Source organism: Bacillus sp. N5-665, from assembly GCF_022637375.2.
Classification (GTDB): Bacteria; Bacillota; Bacilli; order Bacillales; family Bacillaceae_G; genus Bacillus_A; species Bacillus_A wiedmannii.
On record NZ_CP093325.1, the window covers coordinates 3,202,840 to 3,226,584 of the forward strand.

The 23,745-nt window shown below is 32.8% G+C and carries 22 protein-coding genes and 1 pseudogene; 6 read left to right on the forward strand and 17 right to left on the reverse strand.

Annotated elements, in window-relative coordinates:
• Positions 1-1,037: 1,037 nt before the first annotated feature.
• On the reverse strand, positions 1,038-2,267 hold the full coding sequence (locus MNO09_RS19025; RefSeq protein WP_001097920.1) for a helix-turn-helix domain-containing protein: 1,230 nt from the start codon (positions 2,265-2,267) through the stop codon (positions 1,038-1,040).
• Positions 2,268-2,574: 307 nt separating this feature from the next.
• Between MNO09_RS19025 and MNO09_RS19030 the strand changes: the two genes are divergently transcribed.
• Entirely contained in the window at positions 2,575-2,700 is a 126-nt protein-coding gene (locus tag MNO09_RS19030) for a hypothetical protein (protein WP_262366812.1), read from the forward strand.
• An 861-nt stretch (positions 2,701-3,561) separates the two neighbouring features.
• On the opposite strand, the gene MNO09_RS19040 is transcribed toward MNO09_RS19030, so the two are convergent.
• The 4 genes from MNO09_RS19040 to MNO09_RS19055 all read right to left on the reverse strand — a co-directional run bounded on the left by MNO09_RS19040 (position 3,562) and on the right by MNO09_RS19055 (position 5,856).
• A complete protein-coding gene (locus MNO09_RS19040) occupies positions 3,562-4,032 on the reverse strand; it encodes a DMT family transporter (protein WP_088107146.1) in 471 nt (156 codons plus the stop codon).
• Positions 4,033-4,051: 19 nt separating this feature from the next.
• Complete coding sequence (locus MNO09_RS19045; RefSeq protein ID WP_000431591.1) at positions 4,052-4,744, reverse strand: Crp/Fnr family transcriptional regulator; 693 nt, start codon at positions 4,742-4,744, stop codon at positions 4,052-4,054.
• A 19-nt stretch (positions 4,745-4,763) separates the two neighbouring features.
• Positions 4,764-5,189 carry a DMT family transporter gene (locus tag MNO09_RS19050; RefSeq protein ID WP_088107145.1) on the reverse strand — a complete coding sequence of 142 codons (426 nt, stop codon included), beginning with the start codon at positions 5,187-5,189 and terminating at the stop codon, positions 4,764-4,766.
• 181 nt (positions 5,190-5,370) lie between these two features.
• Positions 5,371-5,856 (reverse strand): DUF2798 domain-containing protein, encoded by a 486-nt coding sequence (locus MNO09_RS19055; protein WP_001143430.1) that lies wholly within the window; start codon positions 5,854-5,856, stop codon positions 5,371-5,373.
• Between the two features lie 212 nt (positions 5,857-6,068).
• Between MNO09_RS19055 and MNO09_RS19060 the strand changes: the two genes are divergently transcribed.
• Together MNO09_RS19060 and MNO09_RS19065 are read left to right on the forward strand one after the other, a co-directional pair.
• Positions 6,069-6,671, forward strand: coding sequence for a DUF2441 domain-containing protein (locus tag MNO09_RS19060; RefSeq protein ID WP_001000138.1), 603 nt, complete (start codon positions 6,069-6,071; stop codon positions 6,669-6,671).
• A gap of 21 nt (positions 6,672-6,692) precedes the next feature.
• Entirely contained in the window at positions 6,693-7,646 is a 954-nt protein-coding gene (locus MNO09_RS19065) for a nucleoside hydrolase (protein ID WP_098098625.1), read from the forward strand.
• A 156-nt stretch (positions 7,647-7,802) separates the two neighbouring features.
• Here the strand turns inward: MNO09_RS19065 and MNO09_RS19070 are convergent, their stop codons facing one another.
• The 4 genes and pseudogenes from MNO09_RS19070 to MNO09_RS19085 all read right to left on the reverse strand — a co-directional run bounded on the left by MNO09_RS19070 (position 7,803) and on the right by MNO09_RS19085 (position 10,735).
• Positions 7,803-8,669, reverse strand: coding sequence for an MBL fold metallo-hydrolase (locus tag MNO09_RS19070; RefSeq protein WP_001184105.1), 867 nt, complete (start codon positions 8,667-8,669; stop codon positions 7,803-7,805).
• Positions 8,670-8,742: 73 nt separating this feature from the next.
• Positions 8,743-9,276: a DUF6843 domain-containing protein gene (locus MNO09_RS19075; protein WP_000375923.1), complete on the reverse strand. Its 534-nt coding sequence runs from the start codon at positions 9,274-9,276 to the stop codon at positions 8,743-8,745.
• A pseudogene (locus tag MNO09_RS19080) lies at positions 9,269-9,898 on the reverse strand (immunity protein Imm33 domain-containing protein). Before MNO09_RS19080 ends, MNO09_RS19075 begins: the two are co-directional and overlap by 8 nt.
• Before the next feature lie 48 nt (positions 9,899-9,946).
• On the reverse strand, positions 9,947-10,735 hold the full coding sequence (locus MNO09_RS19085; RefSeq protein ID WP_000870998.1) for a class I SAM-dependent methyltransferase: 789 nt from the start codon (positions 10,733-10,735) through the stop codon (positions 9,947-9,949).
• A 135-nt stretch (positions 10,736-10,870) separates the two neighbouring features.
• On the opposite strand from MNO09_RS19085, the gene MNO09_RS19090 reads away from it, so the two are divergent.
• Entirely contained in the window at positions 10,871-11,608 is a 738-nt protein-coding gene (locus MNO09_RS19090) for a ZIP family metal transporter (protein ID WP_000440594.1), read from the forward strand.
• A gap of 81 nt (positions 11,609-11,689) precedes the next feature.
• Positions 11,690-13,390 carry a pyruvate oxidase gene (locus tag MNO09_RS19095; protein WP_000467226.1) on the forward strand — a complete coding sequence of 567 codons (1,701 nt, stop codon included), beginning with the start codon at positions 11,690-11,692 and terminating at the stop codon, positions 13,388-13,390.
• A gap of 311 nt (positions 13,391-13,701) precedes the next feature.
• On the opposite strand, the gene MNO09_RS19100 is transcribed toward MNO09_RS19095, so the two are convergent.
• The 8 genes from MNO09_RS19100 to MNO09_RS19135 all read right to left on the reverse strand — a co-directional run bounded on the left by MNO09_RS19100 (position 13,702) and on the right by MNO09_RS19135 (position 22,791).
• Positions 13,702-14,547, reverse strand: a complete 846-nt coding sequence (locus MNO09_RS19100) for a DUF2785 domain-containing protein (RefSeq protein WP_001285741.1) — start codon at positions 14,545-14,547, stop codon at positions 13,702-13,704.
• Positions 14,544-15,302, reverse strand: a complete 759-nt coding sequence (locus MNO09_RS19105; protein WP_000155511.1) for an alpha/beta fold hydrolase — start codon at positions 15,300-15,302, stop codon at positions 14,544-14,546. The genes MNO09_RS19100 and MNO09_RS19105 overlap by 4 nt, the downstream gene beginning before the upstream one ends.
• A 109-nt stretch (positions 15,303-15,411) precedes the next feature.
• Positions 15,412-16,416 carry an ABC transporter permease subunit gene (locus tag MNO09_RS19110; protein ID WP_000267887.1) on the reverse strand — a complete coding sequence of 335 codons (1,005 nt, stop codon included), beginning with the start codon at positions 16,414-16,416 and terminating at the stop codon, positions 15,412-15,414.
• A gap of 1 nt (position 16,417) precedes the next feature.
• Complete coding sequence (locus MNO09_RS19115) at positions 16,418-17,284, reverse strand: ABC transporter permease subunit (RefSeq protein ID WP_000929007.1); 867 nt, start codon at positions 17,282-17,284, stop codon at positions 16,418-16,420.
• A 53-nt stretch (positions 17,285-17,337) separates the two neighbouring features.
• Positions 17,338-18,600 carry an MFS transporter gene (locus MNO09_RS19120; protein ID WP_000661753.1) on the reverse strand — a complete coding sequence of 421 codons (1,263 nt, stop codon included), beginning with the start codon at positions 18,598-18,600 and terminating at the stop codon, positions 17,338-17,340.
• Positions 18,601-18,838: 238 nt separating this feature from the next.
• Complete coding sequence (locus tag MNO09_RS19125) at positions 18,839-19,870, reverse strand: alpha/beta fold hydrolase (RefSeq protein WP_000721359.1); 1,032 nt, start codon at positions 19,868-19,870, stop codon at positions 18,839-18,841.
• Positions 19,871-20,127: 257 nt separating this feature from the next.
• Positions 20,128-22,011, reverse strand: a complete 1,884-nt coding sequence (locus MNO09_RS19130) for an FtsX-like permease family protein (protein ID WP_000897900.1) — start codon at positions 22,009-22,011, stop codon at positions 20,128-20,130.
• A 12-nt stretch (positions 22,012-22,023) separates the two neighbouring features.
• Entirely contained in the window at positions 22,024-22,791 is a 768-nt protein-coding gene (locus MNO09_RS19135; RefSeq protein ID WP_000106412.1) for an ABC transporter ATP-binding protein, read from the reverse strand.
• A 389-nt stretch (positions 22,792-23,180) separates the two neighbouring features.
• Between MNO09_RS19135 and MNO09_RS19140 the strand changes: the two genes are divergently transcribed.
• On the forward strand, positions 23,181-23,663 hold the full coding sequence (locus MNO09_RS19140) for a DUF2975 domain-containing protein (RefSeq protein ID WP_000815884.1): 483 nt from the start codon (positions 23,181-23,183) through the stop codon (positions 23,661-23,663).
• The last annotated feature ends 82 nt before the right edge of the window (positions 23,664-23,745 follow it).

The following is a 23,745-nucleotide window of genomic DNA, read 5'->3' on the forward strand; positions in this document are numbered from 1 at the left end:
CTTTTATTACAAACTTGATCCTTCTGAGATTCTAGGTCTCTCATTAATTAACTGATTATTAGGAAAATTACTTCCGACATAATGTTACTTACAACTTCGCTATACTCCTATTAGCGTAATCTTCTCCTTTCTCTCTGGTCATACCAGTTATGTTGTTCATTAAAACATTAAATTTTTAATGCGTAAATAGCAAAATTTTGTCGATTGTACTCAATAATTTAACTGTTAAGTAAAAACACCAGCCAAAAACATTATACAAATATAATTAATTAAAAATTTCACCTCTGCAATTGTAATGATTACAAATTTATATGTATAAGGTTAAAAAATAACTATTTTAGCTTAACCAAGAAATTATATTTTAGAAAAAATACTTATAGAATAATTTAATAGGTTTTTTTATACTTTTTTACCTTTATTTAGTTATGTATAATTGCATAAAACATAGATATATCATGTGATATATGTTACATTATTAATTTTCACGAAATACACCCTAATATTAACATTAATAAATATTTAAAATGGAGATATTAATCTATAAACTTATCCATCGTTATAACCATAGGTTTTAAAATATAAAATAGCTGCAAAGCTTTCTTAAAAATCCTTTGCAGCCTCCTGTTTTTTTGTTTTCTTTAGAAAAATAGTGGTTAGTGTATTCTTTCAAGTTAACAATATGGTATAAACATTTCCATTTTGCTTGGATATATGTTTCATGGACTCTTCAAAAGCTATTTGTTTGAGCTGACGTCAGACTCGTTTGTCTAATTCAGAACTATACTGATAAATCCAGCACATAATTATTATTTAAAAAATAGATAAGCTTCGTTTCTCCATTATTTTTGCCAACTCCTGAAAATTGAAACTGTTCCACTAACAAGATAATATCAGGTTAATCATACGTCTATTTGAATACAAGTTCCTTATCTAAACAAATCACACACTTTTTCTAGAGTAATAAGCTCAGTATTTTCAAGTTTTAGAGATTACTTACACCTATGTTTAAGTTTTTACATTGAAACCAGATAACAAACCTATATTATTGTATATTTTTCACGGTACTGTCTAGGGGTCATGCTAGTAATTTTTTTGAAAACCCTCGTAAAATAACTTTGGTCATTAAAGTTAAGCCAAGCACAGATATCTGATAACGAATAAGTAGTTAGAGTTAATAATTTTTTTGCTTCTTCCACTCGTTCCCTTTGAATATATTCGCTTAAAGTAATTCCCATTTCTTTTTTAAATAGTTTAGACAGATAAGTAGGGGTAATTTCCAAATGATTAGCAAGTTCATTGAGAGTTATTCCATCGTAAACATTTTTATTAATATGTTTCATACATGTAGTAACCGCGTATGAATACTTTTGTGCATTGTATTCTTTCACACGATCTGCAAAGGTACGTAAAGCGTCTCCTGACAATCGCTTTGCAGATTCTACGTTATCTAATTGTTCCAAGGTTTGTATATATAAAATACTATGAGCAAAAGCAATATCTGGTGGCAGGTTTCCTTCTATCGCATACCGAGTAGCTAAGGTAATCGCAATAATTCCAAGGTTTTTTTGATTCCTGAGCGGATCCTCTATTAACATAAGTTCAACATCCTCTTGTGAAACTGCATACATATACTGTATTAACTTTTTTTTATTTCCTTCTTTGATAGTCAAAAAGAAATCATTTACTAATGCCATGTTGTGAGTTTTAGGTTTGTTTTGTCGGCGTTTTAAAATATATAAATCAGGTTTCACAATTTTATTAGGAACTTCCTCTAGTACTTTATTTTTTTCTAAAACAATACCTACATCTAACTTTTCATTGAAAATCATGTAATGTAATAAAATTCCCATATCAATTAATGTAGTTTTTTTAATCTCAGATAAACACTGATAATAGGCTAGTCTTTCTTGAATTTTATCATTTGATTTAAATTCTTTTTGAAGTTTTATGGTCATATCATCTGAACCTTTTGGATGTATAGTGGGACCGATAATAATAGTCCCTTTAATGTGATCATGATTTTCTATATGTATTAGAACAAAATTTTCAAGATAGCTGTTACATCTGAAAAGTGGTAAGTTAAAGGGATCGTTTTCTTGATAAATATCACTAAGATGTTCTTCTTTTGAAGAATAAAAAGGACTATAAACATCATCAGATATAGAATGATATAAAATTTTTTTGTCTGTAGATAAAATATGTACAGGGGCATTAAATGCTTTATGTGCAAGATCACACAAGTGTTGTATATCGATGGAAGTATTCATTACATTCTCCTTTTAAGTAAATTATTTGATGAATTTCCGCATTGTTCCTTTTATAGTTTCATAAAATATATTCTGCTAGGTATAATTCACGACAAATAATACTATAAAATATCAAATTAGTACAATTCACGACAAAATATTACTATATCTTTTTTATGAAAATCATATATTATTTAATTGTAATTAGCATCTAAATATCAGAGTAGATAAGAAAATGAAATGAACGAAGGTCATTTCTTAATTCTACAAGATCTAATCATTACACTTGAGAAAACAGTGAAGAACATACAAAATACAGTGGTACTCAATGCGAGGACCAAGCTGGAAAAAGATTCAAAATACAGCGAAAGTAACAGGAGATACTGTACCACCGCAAGAACCAACAATCAAAATTTCAATTCAATTACTTGTACAAATTGAATTCCAAAAATAGATAATGCTAATTTAAATGTAAAACTGAAAACCTACTGTGTTTCAAATTTTAGACAAAGATAACAAAAAGTCGGGAAATTAACAACAGAGGACAATGATAAGACTATTTATGAACCACTATGCTTCGGAAAGTACACGTTGGAAGAAATTCAAGCACCAAATAGGTCTACGTTATTTAAAGATCTAATTGAGAGAAGAATCTTATCATCAGTACAAAAATAAAAAAAGAAAACATAAAAAACGAATGGAATATTTAAAATTCTGGCGATATAAGTACAACTATTTTTATCTAATCCTCACAATATTACTGGTCCCAACATTAGTTTTATTTTCCACAAATGAGGAAGAAATATATAGATTTCAAAAATACTAGGAATTGCAGAGGAGATAGAACATATGAATAAACTTTATTTATATGTTGTTCATCTTTGTATTATTAATCTTTATGCTACCTAGCTTTAATACCGCACCACATCAACATATTATTAATTTTCCACTTTATTTTTAATTAAAAATCAAAATGCCTTTAAATGAAGTTGTATTATAGTTTATTAAATACTATAAATAAAAATGAAATGCTATTTAAACGCCCTCTGACTACTCATATGAGGTTTTTTCTCTAATGATACCTATGGTATTAACTTCACTTTAAAGAATCATTTTAAAAGAATTTGAGAAGCCATTTTTCTAGTTCACCATCAAAAATCTTGAAATTTATGTAAAAAAAGAACCCATTTTATATATAGTTTCTTTTTTCATTTCTTTAACTTAGTCTAATCTATATTGGCCAGTTAATTGTTCCTCAGCCATTCGAGCTAAGTGTAATTATTCTAATCATTAACACCTTTTTCCTTTAAATTCTTTAGACCCTATCCTTGTTTATATGAATAGCTTTCTTATTCGAAAATAGATTTTTAAAAATTCCTACCCCTACAATTACTACACCTATTCCAACTAATTTATTTATTTGTATTGGAACGCTCTCCATTCCAAACAATCCGAATGTATCAATACATAATGCAAAAACTAATTGTGTAATAAGACTAATTAACACCGTATACGCTGGACCTAAACTCTTTATTGCACCCATTATACAAATAATTAATCCGATACCAAATAACCCACTTACATAAAACAAATAATTTGTAGTGTAAAAATTAACGCTTATACTTTTCTCTGTAATGATATAAAATAACACTGAACTTATAAGACCTATTCCAAGAACACATGTAGTTGTTAACCACTGCCCTATATTTTCATTCACTTTCGTATTAAAAACAGATTGTAAGCTAATTAATATTCCTGCTAATATAGCTAAACTAAATCCAATCAAAATCTCCCTCTCCCTTTCATTACTCATATATATTATCTTTAGCAACTTCCTTCATTTTAAAAAAGTCTTTAATTACAATAACTCCATTTCTCTTTTCAATTAATTTTTCTTTATAAAATTTTTGTAACACCCGAATTACGTGCCGATAACTTACTCCTATAAAATCCGCAATACTTGATATCGAAGTTGCATCCAAATCTTTTTTATTCATATTCCCATTACTATCAGTAGAAATAGAAAGTAAATAACTAGCTACACGTACTTCTACTGGATAAAGTAAATTAAGTGCTGTAAAACGAGTCGATATTTTTAATGTGTTTGCAATGTTTTCAAGCAAGAAGTTCATAAATATAGGATCATGTAATAACTTATTTCTAATTACAGCATGAGAAATAGAGATGGCTATAACATCTGAACAAGCTTCAACGACATTATGCGCTTTGCTATTTTGTATGAATTCAATATCACCAACAACCGCCAATGGGTTGATAAAACGAAGGATCAGTTTCTTCCCCTCTTGTGTAATCGTATAAACTTTTACTTTACCTTTAACAACAAAGTATAAACGATCCATTGCGTCATCTATATTGCATATAAACTTACCTTTCTCAAAATGATTTACTTGAAAATAAGCTGTATCTATCTCTGAAAAAATTTCAAGCATTTTATTAGTTTTCAAATAATGGATAATTAAATCTGATCTATTCTCCATTTTCATTTCCTCCTTTCATTTACATATTAAATACAACAATACCTATAATCATTACTATTGTTCCCACAATATGATATCTCTCCATCTGTATCTTTTTTATTTGAAATAATCCCTTCATTTCAATTAGAGTTGCTGTTAATAATTGAGCAACCATAAGTGTTCCAGCTGTTAATGTAACTCCCATTGAATGTATTGCTATTGTTTCTGCACAAATAATTAACCCACCAAGTGCACCTGCTACTAAATATATTTTTTTCACATCCTTTAAATCTGCTACTTTCTCTTCTTTCTTTAACAAAAATACAGTTGTTGCAATAAGGAATCCAATTAAATGCGTTATAATACTCGTTGACCATATACCGATATGTGAACTAAGTTTTGCATTAAATGTACCTTGAAGTGTAATAAATACGCCAGCTAAAATAGCAAATACAACGCCTTTCAAAAAATCATCTCCTAATCTTCTATTTCTGACTTAATTAAAAGCTATAATCCTATAAAGGCAAAAGGACAAATGTCACATCAGTATGAAAATAGCTACAAATGAACAATAAAAAACACAACTCAAAATATTTGAGATGTGTTTTTTATTGTTTTATCTGTATAAAATATTTTAATAATTATAACTACGCTATATTAACAGGTTTATTCTTCATAACAAACTTTCCAAATAAAACACGCACAAGTGGCCCCATAATAATTAATTGTAGTGGATACGCCAAAATAAAATTTTTAATGAAAATTGAAAAATACATCGATACAAATGAGTCTCCTTGTAGTCCACCATGTAAATACATCATAGCCATTCCGTAAAAAGACATAAAGAAAACCATTCCAATTACCATAGCTGTCGCCATCGCAACTATAATATTTATTTTCTTCGATTTATCAAACGGTAACATGAATACAAGTTTTTTCGCACAAGGTCCAACGATACATATTTCAATTAATAATGCAATAATGAATCCAATTATTAGTTCTAATGCGATCTCCTTAATATGAATTGGCCCTCCTGCTCCATTCAGTAATACATTATAAAACGTCATTACAATAACCATCCCAAGGCACATCATCATACCAAATTGGAGGTTTTCCTTTCTTGTTGTTGGCAATTTCTATCATCCTTTCTGTTTAAGTCTTTGTCATTATATCGATTATGGAAACCTCTTCGTAAGTGAACATTTTGTGAACATATTTAAAGCGTTATCATATATTCACTATACTTTCTGATTAAATTCTCACTCTTACTTATAAAGGTTTTATATATTTCAATGTTGAATTACTAAATTTAACACTGAATTACATTACTACTAGGAGGATAACCATGAATGACACAGAATTTTACGTATACCACATCGTTACAAGGGAAAAAATGGATATTAGACAAATCATTCATTTCGATAAAAATCAAACTAATACCCTATTTCATTTCTTTTTTGAAAGAGAACATTTGAATTCTAGTGGTGAAGATGGCATAAAAATTATAAATAACCACTATAAAAATGAAGAATTACATATAAAGAATGAAAATGCTAAAGTAGTTATGAGTTATATCGATCAAACAATTAGAGCGGTTAGAGAAACGATTGTAGAAATGGTTAGACTACAAGAATTTCCTGAATACCCTTCAAGATTATCTTGTTTATATGCTGCAAAGAGCTATGATGATGCTTTAAAATGGAAAGCATTATTTGATTCTTACAATCGAGAAGTTTTGCAAATTGTTAAACTACGAGTAATTGGAAATTGTTTTGAAGGTGACGGAAATCTTTTACCGAAAGAAGATGGTATTCCTTTCTCTCAAAAAATTGAACAAGCGAGAGAGTATTGGAAAGGAACTGTAAATAATGAACTTCCGGAATTACTGATCAATGGAAAAATTGAAGTGGTGGAAATCATTGATGATTTTTCTAAAATTCATATTTAATTCCTTACTAAATCATATAGGATGGAGATTACAATGAGGGAAAAAGTGTACTTCAATCATGATGGTGGTGTAGATGATTTAATTTCACTATTTTTATTACTCCAGATGGATAATGTCAAGCTTACAGGTGTTTCAGTTATCCCTGCAGATTGCTATTTAGAACCAGCCGTGTCTGCAAGTCGCAAAATTATTGATCGCTTCGGCAAAGGCAATATTGAAGTAGCTGCATCAAATTCCCGTGCGAAAAATCCATTTCCAAAAGAATGGCGGATGCATGCATTTTATGTAGATGCTTTACCCATTTTAAATGAGTCTGGAAAAGTTGTAACACCCGTAGCAGAAAAACCTGCACATCATCATTTAATTGAAACCTTACTACAAACTGAAGAGAAAACAACTTTATTATTTACAGGGCCTCTTACCGATTTAGCCCGTGCACTATATGAAGCACCTATAATCGATGGGAAAATTGAGCGCCTTGTCTGGATGGGAGGAACATTTCGTACTGCCGGCAATGTACATGAACCAGAACATGACGGAACAGCTGAGTGGAATTCGTTTTGGGATCCTGAAGCAGTAGCTCGTGTATGGGAATCAAAAATTAAAATCGACTTAGTGACACTAGAAAGTACAAACCAAGTCCCATTAACTATAGACATACGTGAACAGTGGGCAAAAGAGCGTAAATATATTGGTATGGATTTCCTTGGTCAATGCTATGCTATGGTTCCTCCCCTCGTTCATTTCTCAACGAACTCTACTTACTATTTGTGGGATGTATTAACTACCGCACTTGTCGGAAACACTAGCCTTGCAAAATCTCAAACGATTAATAGTATCGTTCATACATATGGACCAAGCCAAGGACGTACAGAGGAAACTGCTGATGGACGGCCGGTAAATGTAGTATATGATGTAAACCACAATGAGTTTTTCGACTATATAACTGGGTTAGCAAAGAAAGTCTCTAATTAAAAACTTATCTATATGGAAAACCCAAAAATGATGTAGCTTCAGATGGTACAGTAAAAATAATTAGAAATTGGTTGGAACTTAATATTAAAAAGAGTATTGAAAGTTAATTCAATACTCTTTTTGTGCAGTTTAATGTTATCTGATTAAAGCTGCGTTTTATAGATTCACCATTTCATAACCATTTACAAAAAACGTTATTGTTTCTAGTTCATCTTCATTTAATTCTCTATCTACGTCTCGTTTATACGCTGCCTTTATGTTCTCTTCATCGCCTTTATGAGCTTCTGTATATGTTCCTACTGTTTTCAGCAAATGCATTTCTTGTAAAAACTCATCCCGATTTATAGCTGTCCCATGAGAAAGAATATATGTCTCAGCATCAAATTTTTCTAATTCATCTATTAATTTAGACGTTCGTTTCGTCGTATAGTTCCACTTCGAAGAAAAAATATCTGCATATATACAGTCTCCTAAAAACAATATCTTCTCTTCTTTTATATACATAACAACAGAGTCATGTGCATGATCTCCGCCTATATGTTTTAACACGCATGTCACTTCACCAAGATCTAATTCAAGTTGATCGTGGAACGTTAAGGTCGGAGGAATAATTTTAATATTTCTTTGTTCTTCACTGAACTCTTTTTTGATACAATCCGCACAAAATTCTATTTCAGTACCCTCTTTTACGCGTGCGTCCAATGCTTCATCTGTCCATTCATAAGATACTAGTTTCTGCATCTCTTTTTTCGTTTCAGTATGCGCAATAGTTAATGCATTTTGTAGTACAGGCAATCCAAAAATATGATCCCAATGCCAATGTGTTAGTGCTACGAGATCAGGATTTGATACGTTTTGTTCTTTTAGCATTTCTAAAAATAATTGTGCATGTGCTTCTGAATTCCCTGCATCAATCATTAAAGTTTTTTCTTGTCCGACGACCATTCCTAATATAGGTCTATCTGTTTCAGAAACAGGTGTCATATACCAAAATGAGTTTCCTATTTTTTTAATTTGTTGCATAATTAGTTCCTCCATTTACTACTATTCTCTTCAATTTATACTACTTATGAATTTCTTCCATCTAACATACTAACTATTTCCCTTTATTCATATACTGTTCTTGTACATGCTGCATTAAATCTCTCATCTTCTTTTCAGCAGGATGCTCTTGGTTCTCTGGTACCTCTCTACCATTTGCTGAAAATTCTTTAGAACATGCTGTACGAGTTACTTCTAAGTTTGCAAGTGGAAATTCCCAAGAATTTTCGGTTCTACTTCCAGTTGAAGCAAGGCGTATACAGCTAGAATCAAGCTTCGTACGCCTCCCTTCTTTATTTACTGTGTAATATAAATCGTTCACTGTACCATATTTCATATCTTTTGTAGATGTAACAGCAGTACCGTCAGCTGCGAAAGTGACAACACTAAACTCTTCTTCTTTTGGTAACAATTCAGCACCAGGTACGTTATATAAAACAATTAAATCCCCTTCATATTCTTCAGGAATTACGTAAATTGTATCTGTAGTTTCTTTACCAAAACTGATACATCCACTTAAAAATAACGTTAATATGATTCCGAAACAAAATGTACTTTTCTTTACAACGTAGTAAATTCTTCTATCCATTTAAATACGCATCCCAATCATAGTCTTCAATCTTATAGAATCTACCTTTATCATTTCTTTCATATGCACATAAAGGTGGTTCCTCAAGAAATTTTAAAATAGAATCATCTATATTCAATATGACTCCAACTGAAATAACTTGAAAATTTTTAGGATCATTTACATAGTCATCACTTTCATAGCCACTTAATATTGACCAACCAGAGTCGCCTTCTTCTCTCGAATCCTCTTTAAGCATAAAGTTAAATTCTCTTCTTTCCAGTACATCATTACTAACAATTACCTTCGTATCAAAATAAAAATCCCAATCTTTTGAAGCTGGATCCTGATATTCCGTATCACATATATTTTGAATTCCAAATGAAATTTCATCACCTATTTTTAAATTTAAACGATACGGATTATTATTGAGTTTCCCTACAAACTTCTTCTCATTTCTTTCAGTAATTTCAACCCACATTCTTTCTCAATTAAACCCATCCTCTTCTTCATTTTTAGTTACAAAAATTAACTTTACCAAATCTCCAACCTTTAATTTCTCCAAAACTTCTGAACTAGGAAGATAGAATGTATAGGGCGCTTCTTTATTTATTTCATAAACATTATCTAAGTACCAAGTCATCTTTTTCTCTCCTTAAAAGCTTTTCAAACTCATATTTTAAAAATAACACTATTTTTTCTTCCGGCAAACTATTACCATAGAATAGCAGTCTTCCCCTAACTCATTTCCTTCCCAATCATTATATATATGTAATAGTTCAAAACCATTCGCTACTAATAATCTTTCTAACTCTTGCGGATATGTATAGCGAAGGTCAATCGTTGTTTTCAGTTCCTCTACTTGCCCATCATCCTCATAAAACCTTCTTGTTGTTATGTAGTGCTGTATTTGCTGAATTGAATCATATGTCATTTCAGTATATAAATCACATTTTCTTCCCATTTCATCACGAATAGTTGTCCAATATACTTCTGTAGATGGTTGTATTAATTCTTCTTTTGAAGGAAAACGTGTATCGAATATGAATATACCATTATTAGCTAACACATGATGAATAGATGTTAATAGCTTATTTTGATCAATATTCGTAAGAAAATGCTGAAATCCATGACCAACCATAAATGCTAACGGAATTGTTTCTTCAATCTTCAATTGTAAGCAGTCTTGTTGTAACCATTTTACTTTCTTATATTTCATAGATTTTCTCTTCGCCTCAGCAAGCATACCTTCATGTATATCTATACCAATCATTTTATATCCGTTTTCTATAAATGGAATTGTAACCCTTCCTGTTCCGCAGGCAATATCTAGAATCCATTCATTTTGTATACTTAGTTTTTTTGCCCATGATAGTAAGAACGGAAAATCTGACAAACTTTTATTTTCCACATCATATCGTTTTGGATTTTCATATTCAGATAGACTCCATTTTGTTTGCAAACGTATTCCCCATTTCATATTTCCACTTAAGCTTAATATATAAATTATAACGAATTATTAGTTTTTTCTCTATAATCAAACACAATTACTTGGACTAATCTAACTTTCCTTTTCGTAAGCTAAAAATAAGTGGAAGAATCGGAGTGTGATACGATGGAACGATTATGGATTCCTATGATAGTTACATTTTTTTCATTCGGTGGATTACTATTAGGCGGCGCTGTCGGCATTGCTACGCGCCAGCTAATTGAAGAAAAAATGCATCGTTTATATGCATTATGTGGCGGAATTTTGCTTGGCCTTTTATCCCTTGAAATTATTCCTGAAACATTTGCAAGCTATGAAATAATTGGGCCTATACTTGGTATAGCTATCGGTATTTTAATTATGAGCTTATTAGATAACTATTGTCACCATCCAATGATACATAAAAAAGATCAACAAGCGTGGCAAACTTTCCTTTTTCTTTCTTTTGCTATATTTATTCATAATTTGCCGAGTGGCTTTGCATTAGGTACAGCATTTATAAATCATAATGATTCTGCCATTCCTTTCTTACTTGCGATTGTAATTCACCATATTCCTGAAGGCCTAGCATTAATCATCCCCTTCCTCTTTACAAAGCATAAATACATTTCATTTTTATTAACGACTTTATTACTTTCACTTATTCTCGGAACTGGTACTGTTTTTGGCATTTTGATGGAAGGAAAAGCTCTACATTTACAAGGGCTCATTATGGGGAGCGCTATCGGTTCACTTGGCTATGTCACAATTCATGAAATGCTTTGGAAAGCTAAGAAACAGCTCTCTTTCCTTTCATTTTTAACATGGGCAACTAGTGGATTTTTACTAATAACAGTATTTACACTATTTACTGGTCATCATTAAAGATAATAATATAATCATTTGTATATTTTTCCTTTTTCTCCAAAACATAATAGTATCTACCTATTATAAGGAGGAAAAATTATGTTTGGGAAAACAGCCGGTGAAGCATTAGTTGACCTATTAATTGACTGGGGAGTAGAACACATTTACGGAATGCCTGGAGATTCTATCAATTCTATAATTGAAGCTTTAAGAAAAAAACAAGATAAAATCAAATTCATTCAAGTTCGCCATGAAGAAGCTGGTGCACTAGCAGCAGCTGCCTATGCTAAGTTAACAGGAAAACTCGGTGTTTGTATGGCAATCGCAGGGCCGGGTGCTATTCATTTATTAAATGGTTTATATGATGCTAAACTCGATAAAGCCCCTGTTCTAGCAATTTCAGGTCAAGTAGAAACAGATTTACTCGGGACGGATTTTTTCCAAGAAGTAAACTTAGAAAGATTATTCGATGATGTTGCGGTATATAACCAGCGCATTATGTCAGCAGAACAGTTGCCTGCTGTCGTGAATCAAGCGATTCGAATGGCTTATACGAAAAAAGGTGTATCTGTTCTTACGATTCCAGATGATGTTCCGAAATTCGAAGTAAAAAGTGGTGCTCGTGTTACAAATACTTCTTTTACATTACCTGAGTTATTTCCGCAAGAAGAAGATTTACATGCTGCAAAACTCGCAATAAATGAAGCGAAAAAGCCTGTAATTTTAGCTGGAAAAGGTGCGAAACATGCGAGAGAATCTTTACTTACTTTCGCAGAACACATCGGTGCTCCAATCGTACTTACATTACCAGCTAAAGGCATTATCCCTGATGAACATCCACTTTGTATCGGTGGATTAGGATTAATTGGAACGAAACCTTCTTATGAAGCAATGAAACATGCGGATACTTTAATTATGATTGGTACTTCTTATCCGTTCACCGGTTTCTTACCCGAAAAAGCAAAAACAATCCATATCGATACTGATCCTGCCCAAATCGGAAAACGTTATGTAACTGATATCGGCTTAGCTGGTGATGCTGATAAAACATTAAAATGGTTAATTGAAAATGTAGAAAAACACGAGAATCACTCCTTCTTAAAGCATCACCAAGAAATGATGAAAAATTGGGAAGAAAAATTACACAATCAAGAAGACGATTCTTCTACTCCAATTAAACCACAACGCGTTATGCATACACTGCAACAAGTAGCTCATGATGATGCAATACTATCAGTCGATGTCGGAAATGTAACAGTATGGACTGCAAGGCACTTCCGTATGACAAACCAGCAATTTATCATTTCTAGCTGGCTCGCAACTCTTGGCTGCGGTTTACCTGGTGCAATTGCTGGAAAAATTGCTTTCCCGGATAAACAAGTGTTTGCAGTTTGTGGTGACGGTGGTTTTGGAATGACAATGAACGACTTTGTAACAGCTGTTAAATATAAACTGCCAATCGTTGTCATCGTATTAAATAATAATAAGATTGCCATGATTAAATTTGAACAAGAAGTTATGGGTAATATCGAATTTGGTACAGACTTAACAAACCCTGATTTCGCAAAATACGCAGAGGCGTGCGGAGGTATTGGATACCGCGTTGAAAATTTAGATGAACTACTTCCTGCTTTCGAAAGTGCGGTAAAACAAAATAGTCCGTGTATTATTGATGTAGTTGTAGATGTAAATGAAGCACCAATGCCAGCAAAAATCACCTTTGGTCAAGCAGCTGGTTATACGAAGCATATGATAAAAGAATTATTTGAAGAAGGTAAGATTGATTTACCACCACTTTAAACGAAAAGACGAGGATAGATAAAGCAGAAAGTATTATGCATTATCTATCCTTTTTTGTACATGTACTAAAACACATTTTTAGGCCTTATTGAACTAAAGCATTCTTTAATTCAATAAGCTTTACAGAAATGCTACCCTTTAGTTCAATGAGGAAAAACTGCCTTAATTGCAGCCCTTGCCTCTCCTTTTGTGCGTGGTGGGTGGTACTTCCATTTTACCAATGGATGGTTTCTTCTTGTTTTTCTTGACATAAAAAGGGGCCGTCCCAAAAGCCAATTTCCCATGGCTTTTGGGACGGCCCCTCTAACCCTTTAACTGAAAGAAAACCTGTTCAATATTGCCTCGGTACTAAGTATAACAGTGTTAAGCTCATTCCCTCCGCTATCTTGTCCCCTTCTGAAATAGAGACTGCGTAAAAAATTTTTGCTGTTCACGCGAGCAATCACCTGACTGCGACTTCTCGGCAAATTGCAGCATTGCGCTAAACCACTAATCCAATCAGCGATTTCTTGATGTGGAAGTAACTCTTTGTCAATCATCGTACCCACGATGTTTACTAACCGTTCATCATCCTCATCGCTAAAAATGTGTCTACCATTATGAAGCATGCCAGAAATAGCGACAAGAACCTTACGCAGCATTGTGACGCTGCTCTCCTCACACTGCACCAGCTCGACAAAAACATCCGCACCATGAGACGCGCTGTGAGCCCAGCCTCCTACTGAAAGGTAACCTCGCAGATCCTTCTCCTCTTTATAATAACGGAGCATCGCATGCATTAATTGCTCAATTTCCGCTTGATTAAAAAATGGATTCTGTCTGTGGCGTTGCACAATCAAAGCGATAGGTAAGGCCGAGAACGTCCTTGTAAAAACTGACTGATCATCCTCGCTACCAATACTATAGAACAAATGGTTCTCATCAGTCAGAACAGTTAAGAGGCTTCGTAACTCCTCTTCACTGAATCTATTCTCTTCCTTAATCCACATATAAAACATTGAATAAATCAAGTTATCTCGTAATTCTGGCTGAGGATCGCCAATATATTGAAGTAACAAAGGTAAGAAATCTTGATGCCGCTCACCTTCACGTAACTGATACTCATCCTTCTCAATTCTTTGCAAATCCAGCATCAATTTAGTCCTTGTATCGCTCATTTCCCCATCTCCTTCAACATTAACATAATCTCCTCTATAACAACTTCTGGCTCATCATGATGAATATAATGTCCACTTCGACTAGCAATCCGGTACTTGCTTGACGTTGATAGCCATTGGAATTCTGCTTGGAGCCTTTGCTCAATTCCCAATATTTCTTGAGATGGCCATCCCTCTTCAACATTGTCAGCTAAACCTCTTGTAATAATTGCAAGAGGTAGGTTACTTTGCTTTGAATGATCAACGATTTGCTTATAACTTTGTATTTTATCAATCTTCTCACTATTCAACATAGGATTCTCGTAATATTCCCTATTTCTTGCAAGCAGATTTTCGGGTAGAACCTTTTCATAGGCAAGTTCTTTATATTCCGGTGCAGCGTCAACCAAAACCATACCACAGATGTTCAGTGGATAAAGGCTGGCGTATAATCTAGCAACCAAACCACCAAAAGAATGTCCCACCAATATATAGGGCTTCTCCACTTCAAGCGCTAGCAACAATTCGTTTAGCTCCTCGACTAGATTATAGCAAGTCGTCGGGACGGATGCGACTTGACTCCTGCCAATACCCGACCTGTTATAGGAAAAGGTTGATGTTTCTTGCGATATTCGGTCTTGGACTTTTTTCCATGTCTCATAACTATCGCCTAACCCTGCTATGAAGATTACGCTTGGAATACTGTTACGTGAATATTTATTTAATAGTCTGTGGTTATCACATATATCAATTATCTTTTTATTTCGTATAGTCACTTTTAATCACCCAGTTCAATTATAGGATTTACACTATCGATATTTCTATAATAATTCGATTATTATTTCTTTTAAAACTTTACTGTTTTTTTAACTTCAGCTATCTTTTTTATTTTTGTATCTCTCTATAAAAAGAAAAATCATTCACATTAGTTTGTATTCGTTTCTCTTCCTTTACTTCTTTATCCTTGCTCTTAGGTATTTTTACATTTCCTAGTTTAATCGCATCTTGCATACTGTTACTAATCAGATTTCCCGCTAAAATTGTCATACTATAAAAAGCAATCGGTATAAGTACAATCCATGTATGTGTAGTTAAATGGCGGAAGTTTTGACCAATTAGACCCGTCCATTCTTTTGTTACACTATCTGGATCCATTCCACTGAAGGTTATTGTTCCACCAAAAAATAATTGCAACAAACCAAGGTGTAAAAGAAGCAATAAAGTACTCACAAATTGTTGGGCTACTAATAAAAGAAATGTTGGTAACATATGCGGCCATATATGGCGCTTCAACCTCTGCCATTTACTCCCGCCGAGAACAGTAGCTGCCAACATAAATTCCTCTTTCTTAATACGTTTTACTTCTTGCGCTACATATAGCATAACTGTTGGTACAGCAAGGAATACAAGAACTATAATTTGAAATGCCACCCGCAAATACAACGGCACAACTTCCGCTCCACTGTCAAACGTTAAAACTTCATTTAACATAAAATAAGAAATCATGACCATTGGTACAATACTAAAAGGATCAAAAAATGATGAAATAACTGGAAAAGAACGTTTACCATACATACCAAGAAGTAAACCAACTCCCCCTCCAACTATAACTCGTAAAATCGCTATAATTATACTCGCTCCAACTGTCCATTTCGCGCCTTCTATTATTAATTGAACAAGGTCGCGGCCTTTCACATCACTTCCAAACCAAAATTTACTTGATGGCGAAAATGGAGCTGCCTCTAGTTCTCCTTTTTCGTTATACATCATCGTAAGTTCGCGAATATTCCCATCAAAAAACACCGTATATCCAATACTAACAATCATTAGTACACTTAAAAAAGTAATACCTATCCAAAATCTCACATCTCTTTTTACAACTTGCCACATATTACACACGCTCCTTTATCACATTTTGCAAGAGTGTATGTACTATACGAAATAGTATAAAAAGCGGTACGTATAATATTACTAGACTCACTGTAAATATTTCTAATTTAGAATTTTCTTTTACAAAAACAAACATACCATATGTATTAAATATCCATTCAATAATATATAAATTGGAAAGCATAAATAATATATTTGTTTTCGCATAATAAATTGTCGTCAATAAAACATTTCTTGAAATATGATGTGTCAAAATATGCTGTAAGCTTAATCCTTTACTCTTGGCAAACAAACTATAATCTTTCTCTAACTCTTCTTTAAATCGTAATAACAACAGTTTAATAAATAATAATGTTGTTGGTATTGTAAGACATATAATCGGTAACAAACGTATCCTTTCTTCCCCTAATCCAGCTAGTTTGACCGGCATAAATCCTGTTTTTTGAAAAAGAATTACGACAAGAAGTTGTGATAATAAAATAAGTAATATATCTGGTATACTCTCAAGCGTAAGAAAAATCCCGTTCCACATTTTCTGTTTCATATGAGAACGTTGCAATACCCAAACGACAAGTACATACGCTATAAGCAAAGATAGTAAAAACGCTGAGAGAAATACAATCATCGTTTCAATATAATGAATCCATATTTGTGGAAATAATTTTCTTGAGTCCCGAAATCCATATGTAATTTCACCTGGTTGAAGTAACTTTCCTCCAAGAAATACAATCGTGTTCCAAAAACCGATTAAATCCATTTGCAATCCCTTAAATAAACGTGGCAGCGCACCTAAGCAGATTATACATAAAATAGCAGCTACTAGTTGTAAACAAGTAATCCCACACCATTTAACAATTCGCATCAACATAACGATTTCTCCTTACTATCCGATAGAATATTCAGAAATCAAAACCAGATATATTACATCTCTTCAGCTATACCTTGCACTCGTTTCTTTCCACTAGGTAAAATGGCTTGATATAAACACGTAACAAAAAATAATAAACCAAATAAAATAATAAACAACGTATCTGCAAGAATCCATTTCGGGAACAACATCGCTATCGCACCGAGAGATAACAGCTGGAATCCTGTCGTTAATGGACTAAGTAAACTTTGAACGCGTCCCATGAATGACTCTTCTACAATTTCATACATCCAGCCCATTATTGCAACATTAATAAATGGTAAAAAGAAAGTCGCAAAAGCGATACATACATAAAAAGACCATACGTGATTTACAAAGTAACACATACCGAAAAAGACTCCTGAGCCCGCCATTCCAAATACAATAATAGGCTTAGGTGCATATTTCTTACCTATACTTGTTGCTACTACACTTCCAATTAGTAATGAAATCCCTCCAACTGCACCACCCACCATCGCTAAACTTTCATACGTTGCTGGTGCTAATTTATATTTTAATATGTAAGTTGTGGATACGCTTAAAATACCATTTAATAGTCCAAACACGATAAATCCTAAAAGTAATTTTTTTAAAGTATCATTTTGATATATGTACTTGATCCCTTTTTGAAACTCTGTTATTAACATTTTCAAATTAACTTCTTTCCATTTTGTTCTACCGTTTGGCAAACGCACTTTTTCTGGAATGGAGATCGTTTGAATCAAAATACCACTCATAATAAAAGTGAGCGTATTTACTAAAATACTCCCGTATATTCCAAAAGTCCAGTACACCATCGTTGCAATTCCTACACCAAACAAAGCATACAAACTATTCACCATTTGATTCACACCTGCTGCTGCACCGTATTGGTCGGATTCAACTACTCCCTGTATCATCGACTGTTCTGATGGAGAGAAAAATTGTATACATGCATTTTCCAAAAATAAAAATATAAAGACGAGTATAATCATTCCGTAATAAAGCGAAATTAGAATTCCGATATTACAGAGCGAACAACATATGTTACTTACCGTACAAATACGTTGTCTATCAAAACGATCCACTACTGTCCCTACTAATAGAAAAAAGATTAATGCAGGTAATGCCATCATAATTTGTGTCATCGTTGCGTAAACTGGTTGTTTTCCGTATTGGTCTAACAAATAAAACATTAAAGAAACTCCAGCAATCATAGAACCGAGTCGCTCTAAAATATTTGCTAGAAAAAAACGTGCATACACTTTGTTACGAAATAACTGTAGCATTTCTTTCATACTTCTAACCCTTTCTCTCGACAAAATTTTATTTTTTCAGTCATTTCTCGGAAGTTACATTATATTTTTCGACCATTATCCAATCTTTTCCTTCTGTATAGAGCACAATAAAAAAAAGACTCATGTTTTTTATACAAGAGTCTTTTTATTTAACTTCGCTTCACGTAATAATATGTAGCTAAAATCTTTATACGTCTCGCTAACTATTTTAATTCTCTAAAGTTCGGATATACTTTATTTATTTTATAAATGTATCGCACATCCACTCATAAAATTTTTCCTTCTCTTCAAATTGCGGATAATGAGCTGACTTTTCAAAAGTAATGAATTCTTTTTGATTCACTTCAATCATATCAAAATATTTTTTCGCTGCATGAAATGAAGTATTATAGTCGTATTTTCCCATAAGGAAATAAAGCGGTAGCTTCATTTCAGTCACCTTAGTAGGCAATGGGTTCTTTAAATCCTTTTCTAATAAGACAGTTTGAGAATGTGATAATCCAACGTTATAACGAATTACATCTAAAAAGTTATATTCATTACTGAGTAGCATCCCAATGTTATCACCATCTGGATTTTCAATGAGTCTTGATGTTCCACCATATTTTGCAACATAATTCCTCGGAGTGTATGTATCGCCATTTTTAATTTTTTCAGTCAACTCATTTAAATAGGCAACCTCATCTGTATTCCCAGCACTTTGTGCCTGTTCAATCACATAGTTTAAACTATCCATTTCACTTTCTACTGTATCACTCATTTGCCCTATGCCAACATATGCTTCATATTTTTCAGGGGCTTTATTGGCAGCTTGCAATCCGATATATGTACCGTAAGAATGACCAACCAATATTACTTTTTCTTTACCAAGATGTTTTGAAACATAATCTGTCATAGCTAATAAATCTTCTACAAGAAGATCTGATGTAAGATTCGAATAGTCTTCAAAGAAATGATACGACTTCCCACTCGCTCTTTGATCGTAATTAACAACTGTGAATTTCTCTTCCAATAAGTTTTGGTATTTTTGCGCATATGGTATTTCTGAAGTACCTGGTCCACCATGTACAAAAATAATAACCGGATTGTTCTTATCTTTTCCGCGTATCATAATTTCATGATCACTTCCATTTATCTCTACTTGCTCTAATGTACTTATACTGTTTTTCCCTTTTATTTGCGAGGTCCATGTAGGAAATATTAGTGCTACGATTAATAATAGTAAAATGATGACTCCAATAAGTTTTATTAATTTTTTTATCTTCTTCATAAGTAGTTTCCTTTCTTTTAAATTTATAAAAACATTAATTTAGTTCAGTAAAACTACCTCAAAAAAATATAAATATACAACAATTTCACCTTGATCTTTTGCACATTTTTAATATCCCATACACTTCTTAATTTTCCCCTATATAAACTCTTAATATTTTCTTAATTTTCAATACATTAATCGTAGAAAAACTTGATCACAGGTATTACAAATATAGAAAAAAGCCCTTGTTTTCAAACAAGGACTCTTTTCTTAAACTATTTCGCTACTTCTTCTTTCGGCATTACCATACCTTTATAAAGTTGGACAGTAATCCAGTAATAGATGAAATAAATGACTAAGAAAATCCCAATCGGCACCCACACCTTTACAAACGGGTCAACTAATATAAAACTGAATAAGTTAAGCCCTACTAACACGTGGGAAATTCCAATAATCGCTGGGAAGATAAATAAATATGAAATTTCTTTATAAATACTTTTCGTTAACATACTACGTCTCACACCAATTTTTCGTAACATTTCATAACGGCGTACGTCACGAGAAGCACCTGTTAATATTTTGAACATTAGCGAACTTGCCATCATTGCTAAAAAGGCAATTCCGAGGAAAAATCCCATAAACATTGTTCCACTCATGAAACTGTTCATAAACTGATAAATTGTCATTTTTGTAAATAAGTCTACTTTTGTACCTGTTGTTTTTTCAATTTGCTCTTTTTGTCTCTTATCTATATCGAGCAACAACGGTTTATATTTTTTCATATCATCTACTTTTGCTAATGTTACACTATGTTCCGTTCCTTGAACTGCTTTGTAGTGTTCTTCATCAGCAATTCTTACAGGTTTTCCGTTAAATTGATTATGTGTAATTTGTATTTCTCTTACAACCGCATCTTCCCAATCTTTTGGCATACGAGGAAGCTTATTGGCTGCTTCGGGAGCTTCTAAAGCAGAATAGACAGGTTCAGTTAAAGGTTCAGCAACACGTTTACGAGCAGGCTCTTTTAAAGTTTTTGTATCGAAGTGATCGGAAACGAGTGGTGGTTTCGCCGTTAAGTCGTTACGTAAGTAATACACCGCTTCTCCATCTACTTTATACTTGTACTTACTTTCTTCCACAATTTCCATTTCTTTTAATGCCGCTTTATCTTGATCATTTGGATCATGAATTACAACATCATATACACGTGAGAAGTCTGTCATAATACCTACATTTTTTTGAAATGCCATCCCTGCCGTCATCGCTCCTGCGCCTAATGCAATTAACATCGCTACAGTGCCTAATACTCTCGATAAACTATTTACGCGAAAGCGCAGCTGTGCATATGTAAAACTATTTAAGCCCGTTTCATTTCGTTTTTTATTCCCTTTAATTTTCATCACAAAAAATGGGAGTAATGAACTAAAGATAAAATATGTTCCAAGAGTTGTAACGATTGTCGCTATTATAAAGCCTAATTCAGCATATATTTTTACATTGATCATAAAGTAGTATCCTATACTTACTAGCAATATACCAAGTACCGTCATTATAATAATGCGAGTTTTACTTTTCTTTACTTCATCTAGTGTTTCATCTTCACGAATTAACTCCAATTCTGTTTTACGTAATAACCGGATGCTATTCATTAAACCAGTAATAAAAAATAGTATTAAGAAGAAAATAGCTGTAACTAAGATTGCTGGTGTATATACAGATGAATAACTACCTTTTGCTGAAATTTCCATACCATTCATTAAAAGGTTTCCTGCTACACTTGCAAGTAACATCCCTACTAAAATACCGATAATAATACTGACAATACCCATACCGAATGTTTCAATAAATAGTAACTGTGCTACTTTTTTCTTTTTCGCACCGAGCATCATATACATACCGAGTTCTTTTCTTCTTAATGTGAGTAAGAACGAATTGGCATATATAATATAAAATACAGTAATGAAAGATAATAGTATGGCACCTACCCAAAATACGAGTCTAATACTACTAATAAGACTATTATCCTTCGTAAATTCACTATTCATCGCCATTGTTTGGAACATGTAGAAAATACTAATACTAATAACGAGACCAATTAGTAACACCATATAATCTTTTAACATCTTTTTCATACTATGACGTGATAATTTGAATAACATAGTCTCGCCCCCCTACTTGGACTCAGCAGCTGAGCCCATATGAGCGAGCACACCTAAAATGTCTTGATAGAAATTTTCTCGCGTTCCTTGACGCTTTAGCTCTTTATATAGAAGACCGTCTTGAATAAATAAAATACGTTCACAATAACTCGCACTAAATGCATCGTGTGTAACCATTAAAATACTTACATTGTGATTTTCATGTAAGTCTTGCATCGCTTCTAACAAGCTTTTTGCATTTTTACTATCTAACGCTCCTGTCGGTTCATCTGCTAATACGATTGCTGGATTATGTACTAAAGCTCGTGCTGCCGCTGTTCTTTGCTTTTGTCCCCCAGAAACAGCAGTTGGATATTTCGTTAAAATTTCAGTAATCCCTAACTTCTTCGCAACCTCATTCACCTTTCCAGTAATCTCACTTGAAGGTACGCCTTGCAGAGAAAGTGGTAAAGCGATATTTTCATAAATTGATAAGTTTTCTAGTAAGTTAAAATCTTGAAAAATGAACCCTAATTTTTGAGATCGAAAATCAGATAATGCATTCCCCTTCATAGAAGTAATATTTGTACCAGCTATTGTCACACTGCCACCCGTTGCTTGATCCAATGTACTAATCACATTAAGTAAAGTCGTTTTTCCAGATCCAGAAGGACCCATAATCCCGACGAATTCCCCTTCTTTAATACTTAATGACACACCCCTTAACGCTTTTGACTGATTCTCATTTCTTTTCCCATACGTTTTTTCTACACGTTCTACAGTAACTACATTTGTTGACATCTCTTTCACTCCATCCCTTTTGTGTAAAATTAATTTCTCACATATTTCTTATCTTTTTCTCATGTAAATCCTTAATAATTTTTAAATTTTTCAATCAGAAAGGATTACACGAGTTACGTAAACCTTTTTCCTATTACATGTTCTCACTTTTCTAAAACTCGTTCCTTCGATTTCGCTTACATTTACCTTACATTTTTGTAAGGTAAAAAATATTACAGACCATTTCATAAGGCGGATTCCTTTGTAATGAGCAAGTTTTTTATTTTTATCAAAATTAATGGGATACATAAATAACAATAATAATAAGTTAAAAAACAATATAGTTTTATTTTAAAACGATAAATTATATGATAAAATCATATTGTCATTAAATAAACGAGGTGCTTTTTATGAAACAAGTTTCAACACTCTTTTTAAAACTAGCTATTGTTTTTATAGGTATAGTAGTACTTGCATTGTGCATATTTTTAGTTCCTAAAATCGGGAATTTCGCTGGAGAATTGTATCCAGCTATTGCTTATATGAAATCTCTCGTTTTAATCGATATGTACGCAGCGACGATACCTTTTTACTTCGCTCTGTATCAAGTTTTTAAACTTTTAAGTTATATTGATAAGAACAAAGCGTTCTCGGTATTATCAGTAAAGGCTTTAAAAAATATAAAATACTGTGCCCTCACTATCGGTACCATATACATACTAGGTATGCCACTTTACTATCTTATGGCAAAAAAAATTGATCCTCCAAGTTTTATACCAATTGGATTGATCATTATTTTCTCCTCTATCGTGATTGCTGTTTTTGCTGCAGTTCTCCAAAAGCTCTTACAAGAAGCCATTAATATAAAATCAGAAAATGATTTAACGGTATGAAGTGAAGTATATGGCAATAAATGATGAAGGAATAGCGATTAAGCTATCCCTTCATCATTTATTATGGTTCTTTAATGAGTTT